This is a genomic window from Streptomyces sp. ISL-66 (genome assembly GCF_018614135.1).
In the GTDB taxonomy this organism is placed as follows: domain Bacteria; phylum Actinomycetota; class Actinomycetes; order Streptomycetales; family Streptomycetaceae; genus Streptomyces.
Map to the genome: position 1 here is coordinate 1 of NZ_JAGGOW010000115.1, position 20,997 is coordinate 20,997.

At 73.3% G+C, this 20,997-nt stretch carries 15 protein-coding genes; 5 read left to right on the forward strand and 10 right to left on the reverse strand.

Annotation, left to right across the window (positions count from 1 at the left end; genetic code table 11):
* A partial coding sequence (locus J7E97_RS21855) for an SWIM zinc finger family protein (RefSeq protein WP_215029923.1) occupies window positions 1-626 on the reverse strand: 626 nt, incomplete at its 3' end.
* A complete protein-coding gene (locus J7E97_RS21860; RefSeq protein ID WP_251054941.1) occupies window positions 623-3,535 on the reverse strand; it encodes a DEAD/DEAH box helicase in 2,913 nt (970 codons plus the stop codon). The genes J7E97_RS21860 and J7E97_RS21855, both read right to left, overlap by 4 nt.
* Window positions 3,536-3,847: 312 nt before the next feature.
* On the opposite strand from J7E97_RS21860, the gene J7E97_RS21865 reads away from it, so the two are divergent.
* Window positions 3,848-4,105, forward strand: a complete 258-nt coding sequence (locus J7E97_RS21865) for a DUF6343 family protein (RefSeq protein WP_215029926.1) — start codon at window positions 3,848-3,850, stop codon at window positions 4,103-4,105.
* A 117-nt stretch (window positions 4,106-4,222) separates the two neighbouring features.
* Here the strand turns inward: J7E97_RS21865 and J7E97_RS21870 are convergent, their stop codons facing one another.
* The 4 genes from J7E97_RS21870 to rpsA all read right to left on the reverse strand — a co-directional run bounded on the left by J7E97_RS21870 (window position 4,223) and on the right by rpsA (window position 8,170).
* On the reverse strand, window positions 4,223-4,618 hold the full coding sequence (locus J7E97_RS21870) for a tetratricopeptide repeat protein (RefSeq protein WP_215029928.1): 396 nt from the start codon (window positions 4,616-4,618) through the stop codon (window positions 4,223-4,225).
* Between the two features lie 75 nt (window positions 4,619-4,693).
* Window positions 4,694-5,344, reverse strand: coding sequence for a dephospho-CoA kinase (gene coaE, locus J7E97_RS21875; protein WP_215029931.1), 651 nt, complete (start codon window positions 5,342-5,344; stop codon window positions 4,694-4,696).
* Between the two features lie 67 nt (window positions 5,345-5,411).
* Window positions 5,412-6,350 carry a PAC2 family protein gene (locus J7E97_RS21880; protein WP_215029934.1) on the reverse strand — a complete coding sequence of 313 codons (939 nt, stop codon included), beginning with the start codon at window positions 6,348-6,350 and terminating at the stop codon, window positions 5,412-5,414.
* Between the two features lie 296 nt (window positions 6,351-6,646).
* Complete coding sequence (rpsA, locus tag J7E97_RS21885; protein WP_215029937.1) at window positions 6,647-8,170, reverse strand: 30S ribosomal protein S1; 1,524 nt, start codon at window positions 8,168-8,170, stop codon at window positions 6,647-6,649.
* A 368-nt stretch (window positions 8,171-8,538) separates the two neighbouring features.
* Between rpsA and J7E97_RS21890 the strand changes: the two genes are divergently transcribed.
* Both J7E97_RS21890 and hrpB read left to right on the forward strand, forming a co-directional pair.
* Window positions 8,539-9,387, forward strand: a complete 849-nt coding sequence (locus J7E97_RS21890) for a class I SAM-dependent methyltransferase (protein WP_215029940.1) — start codon at window positions 8,539-8,541, stop codon at window positions 9,385-9,387.
* Window positions 9,388-9,391: 4 nt separating this feature from the next.
* A complete protein-coding gene (gene hrpB, locus J7E97_RS21895; RefSeq protein ID WP_215029943.1) occupies window positions 9,392-12,058 on the forward strand; it encodes an ATP-dependent helicase HrpB in 2,667 nt (888 codons plus the stop codon).
* On the opposite strand, the gene J7E97_RS21900 is transcribed toward hrpB, so the two are convergent.
* The 3 genes from J7E97_RS21900 to J7E97_RS21910 all read right to left on the reverse strand — a co-directional run bounded on the left by J7E97_RS21900 (window position 12,048) and on the right by J7E97_RS21910 (window position 14,645).
* On the reverse strand, window positions 12,048-13,034 hold the full coding sequence (locus J7E97_RS21900) for a DUF3068 domain-containing protein (RefSeq protein WP_215029946.1): 987 nt from the start codon (window positions 13,032-13,034) through the stop codon (window positions 12,048-12,050). The genes hrpB and J7E97_RS21900 overlap by 11 nt on opposite strands.
* Window positions 13,035-13,048: 14 nt before the next feature.
* The gene (locus J7E97_RS21905) at window positions 13,049-13,189 is read right to left on the reverse strand and encodes an SPW_0924 family protein (protein WP_215029949.1); all 141 of its coding nucleotides are present in this window, start codon (window positions 13,187-13,189) and stop codon (window positions 13,049-13,051) included.
* A gap of 166 nt (window positions 13,190-13,355) precedes the next feature.
* Window positions 13,356-14,645, reverse strand: coding sequence for a lytic transglycosylase domain-containing protein (locus tag J7E97_RS21910; RefSeq protein WP_215029952.1), 1,290 nt, complete (start codon window positions 14,643-14,645; stop codon window positions 13,356-13,358).
* 181 nt (window positions 14,646-14,826) lie between these two features.
* Here J7E97_RS21910 and J7E97_RS21915 point away from each other — a divergent pair, with 181 nt between their 5' ends.
* Window positions 14,827-15,711 (forward strand): DUF4184 family protein, encoded by an 885-nt coding sequence (locus tag J7E97_RS21915; RefSeq protein ID WP_215029954.1) that lies wholly within the window; start codon window positions 14,827-14,829, stop codon window positions 15,709-15,711.
* 55 nt (window positions 15,712-15,766) lie between these two features.
* Here J7E97_RS21915 and polA read toward each other — a convergent pair whose 3' ends face one another.
* On the reverse strand, window positions 15,767-18,490 hold the full coding sequence (gene polA / locus J7E97_RS21920) for a DNA polymerase I (protein WP_215029957.1): 2,724 nt from the start codon (window positions 18,488-18,490) through the stop codon (window positions 15,767-15,769).
* 190 nt (window positions 18,491-18,680) lie between these two features.
* Between polA and J7E97_RS21925 the strand changes: the two genes are divergently transcribed.
* Window positions 18,681-20,963, forward strand: a complete 2,283-nt coding sequence (locus J7E97_RS21925) for an FdhF/YdeP family oxidoreductase (protein WP_215029960.1) — start codon at window positions 18,681-18,683, stop codon at window positions 20,961-20,963.
* The last annotated feature ends 34 nt before the right edge of the window (window positions 20,964-20,997 follow it).

Genomic DNA, 20,997 nt, shown 5'->3' on the forward strand with positions numbered 1-20,997 from the left:
GCGCGGGCGAGCGCCGCGCGGGCCGGCACCCCGGGGAAGTGCGGTGCCTCGCCGGGCTGTTCGCGCGCGGCGTGCGCGGCGTTGCGGCGAGTGAGCTCCTCCAGCAGTTCCCGCTCGCCGCGCCCGCGCAGCAGCAGGAGGACGAAGGGATCGGCGTCCAGGAGGCGGGCCGCGCGGTAGCAGAGGGCGGCGGCGTGCTTGCAGGGCGGGCGCGCGACGTCCGGGCAGGAGCAGTGCGGCACGAGCTCGCCCGCCCCGGGCAGGACCGACTCCGCGAGCGACTCCGGGACTTCCCGCTCCAGCAGCGCGGCCAGCGCCGTCGGATCGCCCGCGACCGCCTCCAGGAGCTCGCTCCACTCGGCGTCCGCGAAGGCGGGCAGGGACAGCTCGGTGCGGTACGGGCGCGGCCGGCTGCCCCGTACGTAGGCCACGATCCGGCCCGGGGTGACGGTGACGGCATCGACGTGGCCCTCGGCCGCGTACGTCAGCCCCCGGGTCAGGCGGGCTCCGTCGCGGGCCACCGCTTCGAGCGCCGACACCCAGGCCCGGCCCCACCAGCTGACGGCCTCCACCCCGGGCGGCACCGTCTCGAAGGTGCGGCGGCGGTCGTCCCGCGCGGTGATCACGCGGGCCTGCGCAGGGAGACGAGGTCCGCCAGCTGACGGTCGCTCAGCTCGGTCAGCGCCGACTCGCCGGAGCCGAGCACGGCATCGGCCAGCGCCCGCTTCGCCTCCAGCATCTCGGCGATCCGGTCCTCGACGGTGCCCTCGGCGATGATCCGGTGGACCTGGACGGGCTGGGTCTGGCCGATGCGGTAGGCCCGGTCGGTGGCCTGCTCCTCGACGGCCGGGTTCCACCAGCGGTCGTAGTGGATGACGTGGCCGGCCCGGGTCAGGTTCAGCCCGGTCCCCGCGGCCTTGAGCGACAGCAGGAAGACGGGGGCCTCGCCGGCCTGGAAGCGGTCCACGAGCTCCTCGCGGCGGGCCACCGGCGTGCCGCCGTGCAGCAGTTGGTGGGAGATGCCGCGCGCCGTCAGATGGCGCTCGATGATCCGGGCCATCGTCACGTACTGCGTGAAGACCAGCACCGAACCGCCCTCGGCCAGGATCGTGTCGAGCAGCTCGTCCAGCAGGGCCAGCTTCCCGGAGCGGTGCGCGATCCGGGGCTGGTCCTCCTTCAGATACTGCGCCGGGTGGTTGCAGATCTGCTTGAGCGAGCCCAGCAGTTTCATGATCATGCCGCGCCGCTCGATGCCCTCGCTCGCGCCGATCACGGCCATCGCCTCGTCGACCGCGGCCTGGTAGAGCGAGACCTGCTCGCGCGTGAGGGACACGGGGTGGTCGGTCTCCGTCTTCAGCGGCAGTTCGGGCGCGATCCCCGGATCGGACTTCTTGCGCCGCAGCAGGAACGGCCGTACCAGAGCGGCCAGCCGGGCCACCGCCTCCTCGTTCCCGCCGTCCTCCTCCTGCTGGTGCTCCACGGGACGGGCGTGCCGCGCCCGGAACGTGGTGAGCGGCCCGAGCAGCCCCGGCGTGGTCCAGTCGAGGAGCGCCCACAGCTCGGAGAGGTTGTTCTCCACCGGGGTACCGGTCAGTGCCACCCGGGCCGGCGCCGGGATGGTGCGCAGCGCCTTCGCGGTCGCCGAGAACGGGTTCTTGACGTGCTGGGCCTCGTCGGCGACGACCATGCCCCACGGCTGTTCGGCCAGCCGGGCCGCTCCCGCGCGCATCGTCCCGTACGTGGTGAGGACGAACCCTCCCGCCAGCCCGTCGAGACTGCGGCCGGCCCCGTGGAAGCGGCGCACCGGCGTGCCGGGAGCGAACCTCTCGATCTCCCGCTGCCAGTTGCCCAGCAGCGAGGCCGGGCAGACCACCAGCGTCGGCTCGGGGCGGTCGCGGTGCAGATGGAGCGCGATCAGCGTGACGGTCTTGCCCAGGCCCATGTCGTCGGCGAGGCAGCCGCCGAGACCGAGCGAGGTCATCAGGTCCAGCCAGGCCAGGCCGCGCGCCTGGTAGTCGCGCAGGATGGCCTTCAGCGAGGGCGGCTGGGGCAGGGGGGCCAGCTCCGCGGTCAGCCGCTCCCGCAGGGCGGCCAGCGCGCCCACCGGCACGACCGCGACCTGCTCCCCGTCGAGCTCGGCCGTCCCCGTCAGTACGGTGGCCAGCGCGTCCACCGGGCCCAGCAGCCCGAGCTCGCGCTTGCGCGCCTTCCGCACCAGCTCCGGATCGACGCGCACCCACTGGTCGCGCAGCCGCACCACGGGCCGGTGGGCCTGCGCGAGGGCGTCCATCTCCCCCGGGGTGAGCCGGTCGCCGCCGAGCGCCAGCTCCCAGGAGAAGGCGAAGAGGTGCTCGGCGTCGAAGAAGGCGGTGCCGTCGGTGGCGGAACCGGGCGCGGTGGACCGTACGACCGCGGTCGCCGACAGCGTACGGGCGAACTCGCGCGGCCAGTGGACGAGGACTCCGGCGGCCGCCAGTCTCGTCGCGGCCCGGCCCAGCAGATCTTCGAGCTCGGGATCCGAGAGGGCCAGGACATCGGGGACCTGCTGGTCCAGCAGGCGCAGCAGGGGCGGCCAGATCCGGGCCGCACGGCGCAGCGCGAGCACGGCGTCGATCCGGGCGCGGGGGCCGAAGCCGGCCGCGGCGGCGCCCGCCCAGAGCGTCGAGGCGTCCGTGACCAAGGTCGGGTCGGCGAGGCTGTGCACCTGGACGACGGCGGCTCCGGCACGGTGGACGTCCTCGTCCTCCGCCTCGTCGAAGAGCCGGAAGGAGGACAGGTCGAGGCGGAGCGAGATCCCGACCCCGGTGTCCGCGCCGGAGGCGACCTGCGCGGCCCACTCCTGTATCCCCGGGACGTGCTGCGGCTCCTGGGCGGCGAACGGTCGGCCCGCGGCGAAGGGCGCCGCCGGGGTCCGGGGAAGGCTGTCGGCGACGGCGTCGAGGAACGCCCTGACCAGTGCCTCCGGTTCGGGCAGGTGGAGGGGGCGGCGGCCGGCGAGCGGGGTGGCGTACCCCTCGTGGGGCAGCGCGGCGGCGACCGCGCGCAGGTGCCCCACGTCCTCGGCGTCGAGGGGCCCGGCCCGCCAGGCGTCGATGCCGTCCGGCGTCAGGCCGGGCAGCAGGCGGCCGCGGGCCACGAGGGTGAGTGCCTGGACGGCGGCGGTCCCCCACGCGCGCGTCGCGGGATGGGCGGCGGGGCCGCGGACCGCGCGGACGAGGAGCGGCAGCGCCGCGGTGACGGTCAGGGTGACGGCGGGCACGGTCCGGCTGCGGACCCCGTCGCCGTGGGCGCGGACCACGGTGAGCGGCTGCGGGGTCCCGGCCGCGGGCAGCGGGTCCCCGTCCGGGGCCCAGAAGGCGAAGCGGCTCTCGCGGGGCACGGCAGCGGGCAGGAAGACGGCGGCATGGCGCGTCAGGGCCGCCGCGGCCGCGGGATCCACGGGTGCGGGAGGCGTCGCCGCGTCCACCGGGTCCCGGTCCGGGTCCGCAGGCCCCCCCGCCAGGGCGGACACGGGTGGCCGCTCCGTTGCTCGCATGGTCACGCCGTCCTCCCTTCGCAGTCGGCTGGATCCTCCCTTGGATCCCCTCTGCCGTCGAGTCTAGGTGCGGCCTATGACAATGCCGCTGAGCTGCACGTTTCCCGGAACCCCGGGCACCCCGCCCCACCCCACGCCCTGGCCTCCCCCGGCCTCCCCGGTAGGGGAATCTGGCCGACGCGCCCGTTCCCGCCTTCAAGAAGACGACCACCACCGCCGTGAACAAGCTCAACCCCTGACACGGACGCGCCGCGCCCGCGGTGGGACCATGGAGGGGAGGCAAGACCGGTCGATCACGTCGAGGCGATGGCCATGCGAACCGGAAACGAGCCGGTGACCGCCCGCAGCCCGCTGCGGCTGCGCTTCTGGCTGAGTCTGTGGGGTCTGATCTGGTCCGCCGCCGGGGCGGCGGCGTTCTCGCTCGCCGCCCGGCCCGGATGGGCGGCCGCCTGCGCCGCCGTCGCCGTAATCGCCGCCGTGGACCTGGTCGTCGTGATCCGCCACATCCGCCAGGGCCCGCACTACCAGCCCGGCCGGGACGTGCCGCCGTACGAGCCTCCGAGCCGCTAGCGCTGTGACCGGGGTCCGGGACCATGTCCGTGTCGGGTCCGCGTCACAGGGCCAGCCATACGGGTGGGCCGCCGACTGGGCGCCGCACCACGGCCGCGGCAGCGCGCCGCTGCGCCGCTACTCCTCGAAGCGGGCCGCCGCCAGGTACTCCGGCTGCGGATCGAGGGCGGCCGCCAGCCGGAAGTGCTTGCGGGCCTGCTCGGGCCGGCCCGAGCGCTCGTGCGTGCGGGCCAGCGCGAAGTGGGCGAACGCGTTGTCCGGCTCGCGCTCCAGCACCAGCTCGAACTCCAGCGCCGCCGGACGCAGTTGGGCGGCCGCGAAGAAGGCCCGCGCCCGCAGAAGCCGGGCCGCCGTGTTCTCCGGGTGGGCGGCTATGACGGAGTCGAGCAGTTTCACCGCACCACTCGGGTCCCGCGCGGCGAGCAGCTGCTCGGCGGCCCGGTAGTCGATGACGTGCGTCTCGGGTGACGGAGCCGGAGACGGCGACGGGAGCGGCGGCGTGGTGTCGGACACGTTGGGTTCCTTCCCTCAACGACTGCGTTCAATGCCCCACGCCCCACGTGCCCTTCCCCGGGCACGCCGGGCCCCTCAGACCCCGGTGTCCTCCGCCGCGGCGTCCGCCGCACCGGCCGCGTCCGCCGTACCCGCCGCGCGCGCCGTGAGCTCCTCCCACACCTTGCGCACCTGCGGCTCCAGCGCGTCCAGCGGCCCGTCGTTGTCGATGACGAGCGTGGCCACGGCCAGCCGCTGCTCCCGCGTGGCTTGCGCGGCCATCCGGGCCCGGGCCTCGTCCTCGGCCATGCCGCGCAGCGCGGTCAGCCGTGCCAGCTGGGTCGCGGGCTCCGCGTCCACCACGACGACCAGGTCGTACAGTGGCGCGAGCCCGTTCTCGGCGAGCAGCGGTACGTCGTGCACCACGATCGCGTCGGTCCCCGCGCCGGCTTCCAGCTCGGCGGACCGGGCCCCGACCAGCGGGTGCACGATCCCGTTGAGGATCCGCAGCTTGGCCGGGTCGGCGAACACGATCGACCCCAGCTTGGGCCGGTCCAGCTCGCCGCCCGCGGTCAGCACGGTCTCGCCGAAGGCCGACACGACGGCCGCGAGCCCGGGTGTGCCCGGCTCCACGACCTCCCGCGCGATCCGGTCGGCGTCCACGACGACCGCCCCGTACCCCGCCAGCAGCCGCGAGACCTCGCTCTTGCCGGCGCCGATTCCGCCTGTCAGGCCAACTTTCAACATGCCCGGCAGACTAACCTCCGCCCCCCCGGCTCACGGACGGCCCCCCGCCCCTGGCGGGAGGCGCCCCTCAGCCTTCGCCCTCGCGCTCCGCCAGGAACCGCTCGAACTCGCGCCCGATCTCGTCCGCCGAGGGGATCTCCGCGGGCTCCGCGATCATGTTGCCGCGGGTCTCGGCCCCGGCCGCCGCGTCGAACTGGTGCTCAAGCCCCTGCACCAGGCTGACGAGCTCCTCGTCGCCCTCCCGGATCTGCCGGTCGATCTCCGTCTGGGTGCGGTGCGCCTCGGTGCGCAGCGCGTGCGCCACCGCCGGGAGGACCAGCCCGGTCGCGGCCGTGATGGCCTCGAGGACCGTCAGCGCGGCGTCCGGGTAGGGCGAGCGCGCCACGTAGTGCGGTACGTGGGCGGCTACGCCCAGTACGTCGTGTCCGGCCTGGCCGAGGCGGAACTCCACGAGCGATTCGGCGCTGCCCGGCACCTGCGCCTCGTCGAAGGGGCTGCGGTGGCCCGGCATGAGGTCGGTCCGGTTTCCGTGCGGGGTGATCCCGACGGGCCGGGTGTGCGGGACGCCCATGGGGATGCCGTGGAAGTTGACGGACAGCCGGACGCCCAGGCGCTCGACGATCTGCCGGACGGCGACGGCGAAGCGCTCCCACTCCACGTCCGGCTCCGGGCCGGACAGCAGCAGGAAGGGCGCGCCCGTGGCGTCCTGGACCAGGCGCACCTCCAGCAGCGGCTCCTCGAAGTCCGTCCAGTGGTCGCGCTGGAAGGTCAGCAGCGGGCGGCGTGCCCGGTAGTCCACGAGCCGGTCCGCGTCGAAGCGGGCCACGACCTGGTGGGGCAGGGTGTCGAGCAGCCGCTCGACGATCTGCTCGCCGGTTTCGCCCGCGTCGATGTACCCCTCGAAGTGGTAGAGCATGACCAGCCCGGCCGAGTCCTGGGCGAGCGCCAGGTCGGCCACCGCCAGGCCCTTGGCGTCCCATTCGTACAAACCCTGTGGATCAAGCACCGTCACCACTCCTCCTCGCCTCGTTCCCTGGCAAGAACGTCCAAGGGACCGTCACCATTCCCTAGTTGGCCGCATTTCGCGGGAACCCGAGGAAACCCACGCCAACTCGCGGCCGGCCGGAGGCGGATACGCCGCGGGCCACAGCACCCCGCGCGACGGCCCCCGTACCACCAGCCCCGTACGGCGGGTCCCGTACGGCCGGGGACCCGTACAACGCGGTAAGGCCCGCCCCCCTGAGGGGACGGGCCTTACCGTTGAACGATCAGCTCAGCTCACGCCGTGCTGCGCTGCTGCGATCAGCTCTGGCCGCCGGCCAGCTTCTCGCGGAGCGCGGCGAGGGCCTCGTCCGACGCCAGGGCGCCAGAGGTCTCGTCCGCACCCTCGGAGGAGTACGAACCACCCGAGATGCCCGCACCGGCGCTGCTGCTGCTGCTGCCACCGGCGGCCGGAGCGGCCGCACCCTCGGCAGCGGCGGCCTCGTCGGCCTCGCGGCTCTTGATGACCTGGGCCTGGTGCTGCTCGAAGCGCTGCTGCGCCTCGGCGTACTGGCCCTCCCAGGCTTCGCGCTGCTTGTCGAAGCCCTCGAGCCAGTCGTTGGTCTCGGGGTCGAAGCCCTCGGGGTAGATGTAGTTCCCCTGGTCGTCGTACGACGCGGCCATGCCGTACAGGGTCGGGTCGAACTCGACCGACGCCGGGTCGGCACCGAAGGACTCGTTGGCCTGCTTCAGCGACAGCGAGATCCGGCGACGCTCGAGGTCGATGTCGATGACCTTGACGAAGATCTCGTCGTTGACCTGGACGACCTGCTCCGGGATCTCCACGTGGCGCTCGGCCAGCTCGGAGATGTGGACCAGACCCTCGATGCCCTCGTCCACGCGGACGAACGCACCGAACGGAACCAGCTTGGTGACCTTACCCGGGACGACCTGACCGATCTGGTGCGTCCGGGCGAACTGCTGCCACGGGTCTTCCTGCGTCGCCTTCAGCGACAGGGAGACGCGCTCGCGGTCCATGTCGACGTCGAGGACCTCGACGGTGACTTCCTGGCCGACCTCGACAACCTCGGACGGGTGGTCGATGTGCTTCCAGGACAGCTCGGAGACGTGGACGAGACCGTCGACGCCACCCAGGTCCACGAAGGCACCGAAGTTGACGATCGAGGAAACGACGCCGGAGCGGACCTGACCCTTCTGCAGGGTGGTGAGGAACGTCTGGCGAACCTCGGACTGGGTCTGCTCGAGCCAGGCACGGCGGGACAGGACCACGTTGTTGCGGTTCTTGTCCAGCTCGATGATCTTCGCCTCGAGCTCCTTGCCCACGTAGGGCTGGAGGTCGCGGACGCGACGCATCTCGACGAGGGAGGCCGGCAGGAAGCCGCGGAGGCCGATGTCGAGGATGAGACCACCCTTGACGACCTCGATGACGGTACCGGTGACGATGCCGTCTTCTTCCTTGATCTTCTCGATCGTGCCCCAGGCGCGCTCGTACTGTGCGCGCTTCTTGGACAGGATCAGACGGCCTTCCTTGTCCTCCTTCTGGAGGACGAGGGCCTCGATCTCGTCGCCGACCTTGACAACGTCGTTCGGGTCGACATCGTGCTTGATCGAGAGCTCGCGGCTCGGGATGACGCCCTCGGTCTTGTAACCGATGTCGAGGAGAACCTCGTCCCGGTCCACCTTCACGATGACGCCGTCGACGATGTCGCCGTCGTTGAAGTACTTGATCGTCTCGTCGATCGCGGCGAGGAACGCTGCCTCGTCACCGATGTCGTTGACCGCAACCTGCGGAGTGGTGGCGGTGGTCTCGGTGCTGCTCGTCATGTGGGTAAGGGCTCCGGTTACGGACAGAAAGTCGTAGGTACTGCTACGCCGGGAGCCCTTATCGGCATCTGCCGAGAAGCCGGACAGCCAAGGAAGCCCCAGTTCCGCGAAATGCGGGGTGGGGGCCTCGAAAACCGAGGGGACATCGACAGATACAAGCGCAGCCTGCTAGGTCTGAGGAGCACAGGCTCGCAGCGCAACTTGTAGCATACGGGGGCAGCCGGACAGGGTCAATGCGCGAAGCCGCACACCCCGGGCGGATCACCGCACAACCGGCACAATTCGTGGGCGGGCAGGCACGGATGACCGCTCCGGCCGACTTTTCGAAGACACTCGCCAGACATTCGCAGACTACGACGACGGGCCCCATGAACCAAGAGGACAACGCCCCCGAAGAAGCGTACGGAGCCGGAGCGGCCGCCGAGGACGACGCCGAGGCCACCCGCCGTGCCGCGGGCGAAGCGGAGAGCAGCCGCGCGAGTCGTGGCTGGTGGGACCGCAACGCCGACGAGTACCAGAGCGAACACGGCGCGTTCCTCGGCGACGACCGCTTCGTCTGGGGCCCCGAAGGCCTGGACGAGGCGGACGCCGCCCTCCTCGGCCCCGCCTCGGCCCTCAAGGGCAGGGACGTCCTGGAGATCGGCGCCGGCGCCGCCCAGTGCTCGCGCTGGCTCGCCGCCCAGGGAGCCCGCCCCGTCGCCCTGGACCTCTCCCACCGCCAGCTCCAGCACGCCCTGCGCATCGGAGACGACGTACCCCTCGTCGAGGCCGACGCCGGCCGGCTCCCCTTCCGCGACGGCTCCTTCGACCTCGCCTGCTCCGCCTACGGCGCCGTCCCCTTCGTCGCCGACCCCGTGAACGTCATGCGCGAGGTCCACCGGGTGCTGCGCCCCGGCGGCCGCTGGGTCTTCTCCGTCACCCACCCCCTGCGCTGGGCGTTCCCGGACGAGCCCGGCCCCGAGGGCCTGTCCGTCGCCGCCTCCTACTTCGACCGCACCCCCTACGTCGAACAGGACGAGCAGGGCTCCGCCGTCTACGTGGAGCACCACCGCACCCTCGGCGACCGGGTACGGGACGTCGTCGCGGGCGGCTTCCGCCTGATCGACCTGGTCGAGCCCGAGTGGCCCGCGTGGAACAGCCAGGAGTGGGGAGGCTGGTCCCCGCTGCGCGGCAACCTGATCCCCGGAACCGCGATCTTCGTGTGCGAACGGGACTGAGCGCGTGATCCGGACGGCCGAACTCGATGCCCTTCCCGTACGGGAAGCCGTGCCCGCGCTCGTCTCGGCGCTCGACGCCCACGGCGCCGCCGTCCTGTGCGCCCCGCCGGGCACCGGCAAGACCACGCTGGTACCGCTGGTACTGGCCGGGCTGACGGGCGTCGGACCGGCCGGCGCCGCGACGGCGGGAGGCGCACTGGCGGGCGGCACACCGGCGGGGCCGCGCCGCCGGGTCGTGGTCGCCGAACCGCGCCGGATCGCCGCCCGCGCGGCGGCCCGCCGGATGGCCTGGCTGCTCGGCGAGCCGGTCGGCGCCTCGGTGGGCTTCACCGTGCGCGGTGAGCGGGTGGTCGGCCCCGGCACGGTGGTCGAGGTGGTCACCACCGGAGTGCTGCTCCAGCGGCTCCAGCGGGACCAGGAGCTCTCCGGGGTCGACGTGGTGATCCTCGACGAATGCCACGAGCGGCACCTCGACGCCGACACCGTCGCCGCCTTCCTCCTCGACGTACGCGAAACCCTGCGCCCGGAGCTGCGCCTCCTCGCGGCCTCGGCGACCACCGACGCGGCCGGCTGGTCCCGGGTTCTCGGTGGGGGCGGTCCCGGTGGGGCCCCGGTCGTGGAGGCGGCGGGCGTCTCGTACCCGGTGGAGACCGTGTGGGCGCCGCCGGCCCGGCCGGTGCGGCCGCCGCACGGGATGCGGGTGGACCCGGCGCAGCTGACGCACGTGGCCTCGGTGGTACGACGGGCGCTGGCGGAACGTTCCGGCGACGTGCTGTGCTTCCTCCCCGGCGTCGGCGAGATCGCCCGGGTGGCCGGACAGCTCACCGGCGTCGACGCGGAGGTCCTGCAGATCCACGGCCGCGCACCGGCCGCCGTCCAGGACGCGGCGCTGTCCCCGGCCGCGCACCGCCGGGTCATCCTGTCCACCGCCGTCGCGGAATCCAGCCTGACCGTGCCGGGCGTACGGATCGTCGTGGACTCGGGGCTGGCCCGCGAACCCCGGGTCGACCACGCGCGGGGCCTGGGCGCGCTGGCGACCGTACGGGCCTCCCGCGCGGCCGGGCGCCAGCGCGCGGGCCGGGCCGGGCGGGAGGCACCGGGCACGGTGTACCGCTGCTGGGCCGAGGCCGAGGACGCGCGGCTCCCCTCCTATCCCTCCCCCGAGATCCGGATCGCGGACCTGGCGCAGTTCGCCCTCCAGGCCGCCTGCTGGGGCGACCCCGACGCGACGGGGCTGGCCCTGCTCGACCCGCCGCCGGCCGGAGCGATGGCGGCGGCGCGGGAGGTGCTCCAGGCGGTGGGTGCGCTCTCCCCGGCGGGCCGGCCCACCCCGCGGGGGCTGCGGATGGCCCGCCTCGGCCTGCACCCGCGCCTCGCGCGGGCCCTGCTGGACGGATCCGCCGCGCTGGGACAGCGCCGGGCGGCGGAGCTGGTCGCGCTGCTGAGCGAGGAGCCGCCGCGGGAGTACGGGGACGACCTGGCCGCCGCGTGGCGCCGGGCCCGCGCGGGCGGTGACGCGTACGCGTCCCGCTGGCGGGCGGAGGCCAGGCGCTTGGAGCGCGCCGCCGCGGAAAGAGACCCTGCGGGGCCCTCCCCCACCCCGCCCCTTCCCGATTCCCGGGATTCCGCCCCGGCCCCCGCGCCTCGAACGCCGGCGGGGCTGAGATCTCCAGCCCGCTCCCCCCTCCCCGACGACGCCGCCGCCGGGCTGGTCGCCGCCCTCGCGTTCCCGGAGCGGGTCGCCAGGGCCAAGGGCCAGGGGGCCTTCCTCATGGCCTCCGGGACCGCCGCCGAGCTCGGCGAGGGATCGGGCCTGCGCAGCGCGCCCTGGCTGGCGGTCGCGGTCGCCGACAGGCCCCCGCACTCCGCCTCCGCCCGCGTCCGTCTCGGAGCCCTCATCGACGAGGACACCGCCAGGGCGGCCGCCGACCACCTGTTCCGCTCGGGCGAAGAGGTGCACTGGGAGGACGGGGACCTCGTCGCCCGGAGCGTCACCCGTCTCGGTGCGATCGAGCTCGCCACCCGGCCCCTGCGCGCCCCCGACCGGGACCTCGTCCGGGCCGCGCTGCTCGACGGGCTGCGCACCGAGGGGCTCGGGCTGCTGCGCTGGACGCCCGACTCGCGGGCGCTCCGGGCCCGACTCGGATTCCTGCACCGCACGCTCGGCGGCGCCTGGCCCGACGTGGCCGACGACGCCGTCCTGCTGGAGCGTGCCGCCGACTGGCTGGAGCCCGAGCTGTCGCGGGCCCGGCGCCGCGCCGACCTCGCGCGGATCGACGCCGGGCAGGCGCTGAACCGCCTGCTGCCCTGGGCCACCGGCGAAGCCGCCCGGCTCGACGAGCTGGCCCCGGAGCGGATCGAGGTGCCCAGCGGTTCGCGGATCCGCGTGGACTACGCCGCCGAGCACGGGCAGCCCGTACTCGCCGTCAAGCTCCAGGAGCTGTTCGGGCTGGCCGAGACCCCCCGGGTCGCGGGGGTTCCCGTACTCGTTCATCTGCTGTCGCCCGCCGGCCGGCCCGCCGCCGTCACCGCCGACCTGGCGTCGTTCTGGCAGGGCGGGTACCGGGCCGTCCGTGCGGAGCTGCGCGGCCGCTACCCCAAGCACCCGTGGCCGCAGGACCCGGCGACCGCCGAGCCCACCCGGCACACCACCTCCCGGCTCAAGCGATGACCGGGTCCGGGCGGCCGTCGTCGGGGCGCCGGCGGCCGCGCGCCTCCAGCCACAGCGCGAGCCCGAAGAGCACGAGCCCGCCGGCCGCGAGGCCGGCCGGCGCGTAGGTGTGGAGCGCGAGCACCTTGGTCCGGTTCGACTTGACCAGGTCGACGGTGTACTCGCTGTAGTCCTCGCGCATCTTCACGTGTCCGGCGAAGACGGTGAGCTTGCCGTCGGGCCCGCCGGCCGCGATGCCGCCGCGCATCTCCTGCTTGATCTCCTGCTCGGCGTTGACGGGCGCCCCGGTCACCGGGTCGACCCAGAACATCGCCTTGGTCGAGTACCAGAGGGTGGTGCCCGTGCTCTTCTCGAAGGTCACCGGATCGATGCCCTCGATCGGCATCTTCTTCGGCAGCGAGACCTTCGTCCAGGGGATGGTCTGCTCGTAGTAGTAGACGTCCACGCCCTTGAACTTGCGCGGGCCGACGTAGTGGATGGGAGAGGAGCTGCGGGTCTGCGCGTCGAAGTACAGGTAGTCGCGCGGCTCGGTGAAGAACGGCCACTTGAACTCGATGCCCTCGCGCGTGACCGCGTCCCCGTCCACGGATTCGCCGGTGGCGTGGACCGGGTCCTGGGAGTGGGCGTCGAAGATGTAGCGCTCGGGTACCTGGGAGACCATCTTGCCGTCCGGCCCCATGATGTACGTCAGCGTGTCCCAGACGACCACGTCCTTGCCGGCGTCGGCCTCGATCTCCTTCGACGCCTCGACGTTGCCCTTCAGGGTCTGGACGATGGTGACCTTGTCGACCTTCTTCGGCTCCATGCCGGCGGTGTAGTCGAGGAGGGTCGCGTCCTTCGCCTCCAGGACCACTTCCTGGTACTGGTTCGGCGGGATCTTCGCCAGCCGGGGGTACGCGTACCAGCGCAGCAGCGGTGCGAGGGCCGCGCAGAACACGGCGAGGGCTAGCAGGACGAGGCTGGCTCTGCGTCGCATGGCCGGGCCCTCCTCTACTTTCCGGGCGCGGCAGGCGCGGTGGTGAGCAGGGGCTTCGGTGAGGTCTTGCCATCCGGCGTCCCCATCGCCGTGACGGCGAAGACGAGGAGCACCGCGAGGACGAGACCGCTGGCGGCGGCGACGATTGCGCGCATGCCGGGGCCTCCGGAATCTGATTGGTCGTCAGGGAGGGGGCACCGTAGCAATGCGGGTGACAGATGAGAACCGTTTGTGCCACTGATCAGACGGGGACGGGGCGGCACGGCCCCGGCCGTGCGACTGGGCCGCCGGGCCGCCCGAGGTACGGCCCGGCGGTGTGCGTTACGGGGTGGCCGTGGGCGCCGGGGTGGGGGCGGCGGGCGACGGGACCGTCGTCGGAGTCGGGGACGGCTTGGGCTTCGGGGACGGTGAGGCGGCGGGCGAAGGGGTGGGCGCGGGAGTCGGCGTCGGCGTCGGTTCCGGCGTGGGCTCGGGCTTCGGTGTGGGCACCGGCGTGGGCGTCGGCTCGGGGCTGGGAGTGGGCGTGGGCTCGGGCGTGGGCGTGGGCGTAGGCGTCGGATCCGGCGTGGGCACGGGCGTGGGGGCCGGAGACGGCGTCGGTGTCGGCACGGGTGAAGGGTCCGGCACGGGCGTCGGCGTCGGCGTGGGCGTCGGACTCGGCGTGGGCCCGGGCGTCGGGGACGGCGGCGGGGCGGGGGTGGGCTTCGGCTTCGGCTTCGGCTTGGGGGCCGTCGCCGCTGGGGCGCCGGCCGAGCCGCGGCCGTCCGGGACGGCGTGCGCCCCCTTCAGGTAGTACGCGAACCACGACCGCACCGTCCGCAGGTACGCGCCGGACTGGTTGTACGACAGCACGGCCCGGTCCAGGTCGGCGTCCACCCGCAGGTCCCGCGTGCCGGCGCACAGGTAGCGCCCGGCGGCGAGCGCGGCGTCGTGGACGTTGCCGGGGTCGCGCTTGCCGTCGCCGTTGCCGTCCTGGCCCCACGAGACCCACGTGGACGGGATGAACTGCATCGGCCCGACCGCCCGGTCGTACCGGGCGTCCCCGTCGTAGGCCCCGCGGTCCGTGTCGGAGATGTTCGCGAAGCCGTTGCCGTCGAGCACGGGGCCCAGGATCGGCCGCAGCGTCGTACCGGCGGCGTTGACCCGGCCGCCGCGCGCGTGGTCCGACTCGACCTTGCCGATCGCGGCGAGGAGCTGCCAGCGCAGCCCGCACCCGGGGTCGCTCGCGCCGACCGCCTGCTCCGCTTGCCGGTAGGCGGCGAGCACGCTCGCCGGTACCCCCTGGGCGCCCTCCGCCCCGCCCATGGCGACGGGTTCGTTCCGCGGCGTCCCTTCCGCGGCCGCCGGCTGCGGCGCCGCCCCGTCCTCGCCCAGCAGCACGGCCGGCGGCTCGGGGCTCACGAGCGGCGGGAGCGCGGTGAAGTACGAGGTGTCCCCGGCGGCACCCTCGGCCGGCGCCCCGGCCGCAGGCGCGCCCTCGCCCGCCGCGGCCGTCCGCTCGCGGGGGCCGGTCACGGGCCCCTGAGAGGCGGTCATCGCGGCGGCCGCCAACGCGGCGACCAGGACGGCCGCCCCGCTCTTGCGCACCGCCCCACCGAACCGTGCCGGCATCCGTATCCGTATCCGTATCCGAGCCGCCATGAGCCGGACCCTCTCCCCCTCGACATCCGCGTGACCCTACGTCAACTCCCTGCGATGGGCACGCATCGCGGTTCGGATTTCACGACTTCCCCACGAGTTCCGCAGGTCACTCATACTGGGCTCACTGCCCGAAGAACCCCTACGAGGTGTCATGCCGTTCACTCTCAGCCACGCGGCAGCCGTGCTTCCGGCCATCCGCCGGACCAGCCGCGCACGGGGGCCGCTCGTCGCCTCCGCGCTGGTCCTCGGCTCGTTCGCGCCGGACACCTTCTACTTCGCGGACACCGTCGTCTCGGGCGTCAAGCCGTACGGCACCTTCACGCATTCGCTGCCGGGGGTGCTGACCGCGGACGCCGTGCTCACCGCGGCCCTCGCGGCGTGCTGGCTGCTGCTGCGCGAGCCGCTGATCGCGCTCCTGCCGCGCGGCTGGCGGGGCCGCGTCCACTCCCTCGTGCGCGGCGAGCACTGGCGGGGCCGCCGGCTGCCCTCGCTCGCCCTGTGGTTCTACCTCTCGGCGGTGGCCGGCTCCCTCACGCACGTCGCGTGGGACAGCTTCACGCACGTGGACCGCTGGGGGACGCGCGCACTGCCGTGGCTCGGCGAGCCCCTCGCCTTCGGGCTGCCGCTCTACTCGTACCTGCAGTACGGGACTTCGGCCGTCGCCGCCTGCGCGCTGATCTGGTTCACGGGGACGGCGCTGCGCCGGCTGCCGCCGTCCCCCGCGCCCGCGTCCGTACCCGTACTCGGCCGGGCGGAGGTCCGGGGCGCGGTCCTGCTGGTCGTGGGGTGCGTGGCGGTCGGGGTGACGCTGCGCGTGCTCCGCTTCTTCACCTTCTTCGACCGGATCCGTAGGCCGCTCGACATCATCCCGACCGTCTGCTTCGGCGCCGGCGGCGGCCTGTGCGTGGCCCTCCTGCTGTACGGGGTCCTCGTACGGCTGCGCCACCGGGGCGGCCGCGGCCGCCGCGCGGACGAGGATTCGGGTGCGGAGGAGGACTCGGGGGCGCGAAAGCCGACGCCCGTCCCCACCGCCTAGCGGGAACGGGCGTCGGCGTACCGGCCTGCCGGAAGATCAGCGGGCCGGCCGGGGATCAGTGGGCGGCGGACTCCCAGTCGGGGCCGACGCCCACGGACACGTCGAGCGGGGCCTGGAGGTCGACGGCGGCGGCCATCTCGCGGCGCACCAGCTCCTCCACCTTCTCGCGCTCGCCCGGGGCGATCTCCAGCACGATTTCGTCGTGGACCTGGAGCAGCATCCGCGACTTCAGCCCGGCCCCGGTGATCGCCTTGTCGACGCGCAGCATCGCGACCTTGACGATGTCGGCGGCGGTGCCCTGGATCGGGGCGTTCAGCGCCATCCGCTCGGCGGCCTCGCGGCGCTGGCGGTTGTCGCTGTTGAGGTCGGGCAGGTAGCGGCGGCGGCCGAAGACGGTCGCCGTGTATCCGGTGGCGCGGGCCTCCTCGACGACGCGGCCCAGGTAGTCCCGGACCCCGCCGAACCGCTCGAAGAAGGTCTCCATCAGGCCGCGGGCCTCGCCGGGCTCGATGTTCAGCTGCTGGGCGAGGCCGAACGCGGAGAGCCCGTAGGCCAAGCCGTAGGACATGGCCTTGATCTTGCGGCGCATCTCGGCGTCGACCGCGGATCGCTCGACGCCGAACACCTGGGAGGCGACGGTGGTGTGCAGGTCCTCGCCGGACAGGAACGCCTCGATGAGGCCCTCGTCCTCGGAGAGGTGGGCCATGACGCGCAGCTCGATCTGGCTGTAGTCGGCGGTCATGAGGGATTCGAAGCCCTCGCCGACGACGAAGCCGCGGCGGATCGCGCGGCCCTCGTCGGTGCGCACCGGCACGTTCTGCAGATTGGGGTCGGTGGAGGACAGGCGTCCGGTCGCGGCGACGGTCTGGCTGAAGCTGGTGTGCACCCGGCCGTCGGCGGCGACCGTCTTGACCAGGCCCTCGACGGTGACGCGCAGCTTCGCCTGCTCCCGGTGTCGGAGCATGATCACCGGGAGTTCGTGGTCGGTCTGCGCGGCCAGCCAGGCCAGCGCGTCCGCGTCCGTGGTGTAGCCGGTCTTGGTCTTCTTCGTCTTCGGCAGGTCCAGCTCGCCGAAGAACACCTCCTGGAGCTGCTTGGGCGAGCCGAGGTTGAACTCGTGGCCGACCGCCGCGTGCGCCTCCTTCACCGCCTGCTGCACGGCCGCGCCGAACTGCTGCTCCATGGCTTCGAGGTGGCTGCGGTCGGCGGCGATCCCCGCCCGCTCCATCCGGGCCAGCAGCTCGGAGGTGGGCAGCTCCATGTCGTGGAGCAGCTCGGCCGCGCCCACCTCGGGCAGCTTGACCGCGAAGGCGTCCCCGAGGTCCAGGACGGCGCGGGCCTGCGCCATCAGGGCCTGGGCCTCGGCGATGTCGTCGGCGCCGAAGGCGAGCTGACCGTCGGCGGCGGCCGGCGCCAGCTCCCGGTGCAGGTACTCCTGGGACAGCACGTCGAGCGCGAAGGAGCGGCGGCCCGGCTTGACCAGGTAGGCGGCGAGCGCGGTGTCCATGACGACCCCGGCCAGGGTCCAGCCGTGCTCGGGGAAGACCCGCATCAGCGCCTTGGCGTTGTGCACCACCTTCGGCCTGGCGGCGTCGGCGGCCCAGGCGGCGAAGGCCTGCTCGTCGGCCTCGTCCAGCTCGGACGGATCGAACCAGGCGGCCGCGCCCGCGGCCGAGGCCAGCGCGATCTCGCTGACGTTGCCCTGGCCCAGCGCCCAGCTGTCGACGGTGGACACGCCGAGCGGCGCACCGCCGTGGGTTTCGAGCCACGGTGCGAGCTCGCCCGCGCCCAGCACGGAGCCGTCCAGCTCCACGCCGGCCGCCACGGGCGCCGGGGCCTCCTCCTCGGCCGCACCCGGGTCGACGGCGAGCAGCCGCTCGCGCAGCGAGGCGTTGCGGATCTCCAGTACGTCCAGCACGCCGGTGACGGCGCTGCGGTCGTAGGGGACGCGGGCCAGGTCGGCGGGGGTCTTGGACAGGGCGACGTCCTTGACCATCTCGGTCAGGACGCGGTTGAGCTTCACGGCCTCCAGGTGGTCCCGGAAGTTCTGCCCGGCCTTGCCCTTGACCTCTTCGGCGCGCTCGACGAGCTCCTTGAACGACCCGAACTGGGTGATCCACTTGGCGGCGGTCTTCTCGCCGACGCCCGGGATCCCGGGGAGGTTGTCGGACGGGTCTCCGCGCAGGGCCGCGAAGTCCGGGTACTGCTGGGGGGTGAGCCCGTACTTCTCCTCGACCTTCTCCGGGGTGAAGCGGGTCAGCTCCGAGACGCCCTTGGTGGGGTAGAGCACGGTGGTGTGCTCGGAGACCAGCTGGAAGGAGTCCCGGTCACCGGTGACGATCAGCACGTCGAAGCCGAGGGCCTCGGCCTGCGTGGCCAGCGTCGCGATCACGTCGTCGGCCTCGAAGCCGTCGATCGCGAAACGCGGCACGCCCATCGCGTCGAGGAGCTCGCCGATCAGCTCGACCTGCCCCTTGAACTCGTCGGGGGTCTTGGAGCGGTTCGCCTTGTACTCGGGGAACTCCTCCGAGCGCCACGTCTTGCGGGACACGTCGAACGCGACCGCGAAGTGCGTGGGCGCCTCGTCGCGCAGCGTGTTCGCCAGCATCGACGCGAACCCGTAGATGGCGTTGGTCGGCTGCCCCGTCGCTGTCGTGAAATTCTCCGCGGGCAGCGCGAAGAACGCCCGGTACGCCAGGGAGTGCCCGTCCATGAGCATCAGGCGGGGGCGGTCCGCTGCGGTCGGCTGGTCGGTCTTCTTCGATGCTGAATCTGCCACGCCCCCGATCCTAGGCGGCCCCACCGACAATTCCGGCGCCGGTGCCGTCGGAGGTCCGTGACAGGATCGGATGTGTACGCGACGGCGCACGCGCATCCATCCGCTTCATCCGCGCCCGTCGCGTCAGCACGCGTACGCGAACACGCGCGGCAACGACGCCGCGCCGCTCGACAGCTCGAAGGGGAGCGCCATGGCCGCCAAGCCGCCCGCAGGGGATCCCGTACAGGACGCGCCGCAGGTCGCGCCCCCCAAGCACGCGGCCGCCGGCCTGCCCGCCATCGGGCACACCCTGAAGATCGCGCAGCAGCAGATGGGTCTGGCCCGCACCGCCCGCACCCTCCTCAAGGTCAACCAGAAGAACGGCTTCGACTGCCCCGGCTGCGCCTGGCCCGAGCCGGACAAGCGGCACACCGCCGAATTCTGCGAGAACGGCGCGAAGGCCGTCGCCGAAGAAGCCACGCTGCGCCGGGTCACCCCGGAGTTCTTCGCCGCGCACCCGCTGGACGACCTGGCCGGCCGCTCCGGCTACTGGCTCGGGCAGCAGGGCCGGATCACCCAGCCCATGCTGCTGGAGCGCGGGGCCCGGCCCGGCGGCGACCGCTACGAGCCGGTCAGCTGGGAGCGGGCCTTCGCGATCATCGCCGAGGAGCTGCGCGCCCTGGCCTCGCCCGACGAGGCCCTCTTCTACACCTCCGGCCGCACCAGCAACGAGGCCGCGTTCCTCTTCCAGCTGTTCGCCCGCGAGTTCGGCACCAACAACCTTCCCGACTGCTCGAACATGTGCCACGAGTCCTCGGGCTCCGCGCTGAACGAGACGATCGGCATCGGCAAGGGCAGCGTCTCCCTCGAAGACCTCCACCAGGCCGACCTGATCATCGTCGCCGGGCAGAACCCGGGCACCAACCACCCCCGGATGCTGTCCGCGCTGGAGAAGGCCAAGTCCGCCGGTGCGAAGATCATCTCGGTGAATCCGCTGCCCGAGGCGGGCATGGAGCGGTTCAAGAACCCGCAGAACCCCCTCAGCATGCTCAAGGGCACCGCCCTGGCCGACCTCTTCCTCCAGATCCGCATCGGCGGCGACCAGGCCCTCTTCCGCCTCCTGAACAAGCTCGTCCTGGAAGCGGAGGGCGCCACCGACGAAGCGTTCATCCGCGAACACACCCACGGGTACGAGGAGTTCGCGGCCGCCGCCAAGGACACCGACTGGGCCGAGACCCTCACCGCGACCGGCCTGACCCGCCCCGACATCGAGCGCGCCCTGGCCATGATCCTGGCCTCGCAGCGCACCATCGTCTGCTGGGCCATGGGCCTCACCCAGCACAAGCACTCCGTCGCCACCATCCGCGAGGTCGTCAACCTCCTCCTCCTGCGCGGCGACATCGGCCGCCCCGGCGCCGGCGTCTGCCCCGTCCGCGGCCACTCCAACGTGCAGGGCGACCGCACCATGGGGATCTTCGAACGCCCCGCGGCCGCCTTCCTCGACGCCCTCGACAAGGAATTCGGCATCACCTCGCCCCGCGAGCACGGATTCGACGTCGTCCGCTCCATCCAGGCCCTGCGCGACGGCAAGGCCAAGGTGCTCTTCGCCATGGGCGGCAACTTCGTCGGCGCCACCCCCGACACCGAGGTCACCGAGGCCGCGATCCGCCGCGCCTCCCTGACCGTGCACGTCTCCACCAAACTCAACCGCTCCCACGCGGTCACCGGGCGGCGCGCCCTGATCCTGCCCACCCTCGGCCGCACCGACAAGGACGTCCAGGCCACCGGCAAACAGTTCGTGACCGTCGAGGACTCCATGGGCATGGTCCACTCCTCGCGCGGCAACCTGGCCCCCGCCTCCCCGCACCTGCTCTCCGAGCCCGCGATCGTGGCCCGCCTGGCCCGCGCCGTCCTCGGCGAGGCCTCGAAGACCCCCTGGGAGGAGTTCGAGCGGGACTACGCCGCCATCCGCGACCGGATCTCCCGCGTCGTGGCCGGCTTCGAGGACTTCAACGCCCGCGTCGCCCGCCCCGGCGGCTTCCAGCTCCCGCACCCCCCGCGCGACGAGCGCCGCTTCCCCACGAAGACCGGCAAGGCCAACTTCACCGCCGCGCCCGTGGAGTACCCGCGCGTCCCGGCGGGCCGGCTGCTCCTCCAGACGCTGCGCAGCCACGACCAGTACAACACCACCATCTACGGCCTCGACGACCGCTACCGCGGCATCACCGGCGGCCGCCGCGTCGTCATGGTCAACCCCGAGGACGCGGCCGAGCTCGGGCTCGCCGACGGCTCCTACACCGACCTCGTCAGCGAATGGCGCGACGGAGTCGAGCGGCGCGCTCCCGGCTTCCGCGTCGTCCACTACCCCACCGCCCGCGGCTGCGCCGCCGCGTACTACCCCGAGACCAACGTGCTGGTCCCCCTGGACTCCACCGCGGACACCAGCAACACCCCCGCGAGCAAGTCCGTCGTCGTGCGCTTCGAGACGGCCTGATAGAACGACCCGAGGAAAAGATGGTTAACGAGCG

What these genes read in the sequence shown, in the direction of transcription:
- J7E97_RS21865 (WP_215029926.1), top strand. Translation starts at nt 3,848, where the DNA reads ATGCGAACCGGAAACGAGCCGGTGACCGCCCGCAGCCCGCTGCGGCTG.
- J7E97_RS21860 (WP_251054941.1), bottom strand. Translation starts at nt 3,535, where the DNA reads ATGCGAGCAACGGAGCGGCCACCCGTGTCCGCCCTGGCGGGGGGGCCT.
- J7E97_RS21925 (WP_215029960.1), top strand. Translation starts at nt 18,681, where the DNA reads ATGGCCGCCAAGCCGCCCGCAGGGGATCCCGTACAGGACGCGCCGCAG.
- J7E97_RS21910 (WP_215029952.1), bottom strand. Translation starts at nt 14,645, where the DNA reads ATGCCGGCACGGTTCGGTGGGGCGGTGCGCAAGAGCGGGGCGGCCGTC.
- J7E97_RS21915 (WP_215029954.1), top strand. Translation starts at nt 14,827, where the DNA reads ATGCCGTTCACTCTCAGCCACGCGGCAGCCGTGCTTCCGGCCATCCGC.
- J7E97_RS21900 (WP_215029946.1), bottom strand. Translation starts at nt 13,034, where the DNA reads ATGCGACGCAGAGCCAGCCTCGTCCTGCTAGCCCTCGCCGTGTTCTGC.
- J7E97_RS21890 (WP_215029940.1), top strand. Translation starts at nt 8,539, where the DNA reads ATGAACCAAGAGGACAACGCCCCCGAAGAAGCGTACGGAGCCGGAGCG.
- J7E97_RS21905 (WP_215029949.1), bottom strand. Translation starts at nt 13,189, where the DNA reads ATGCGCGCAATCGTCGCCGCCGCCAGCGGTCTCGTCCTCGCGGTGCTC.
- coaE (WP_215029931.1), bottom strand. Translation starts at nt 5,344, where the DNA reads ATGTTGAAAGTTGGCCTGACAGGCGGAATCGGCGCCGGCAAGAGCGAG.
- rpsA (WP_215029937.1), bottom strand. Translation starts at nt 8,170, where the DNA reads ATGACGAGCAGCACCGAGACCACCGCCACCACTCCGCAGGTTGCGGTC.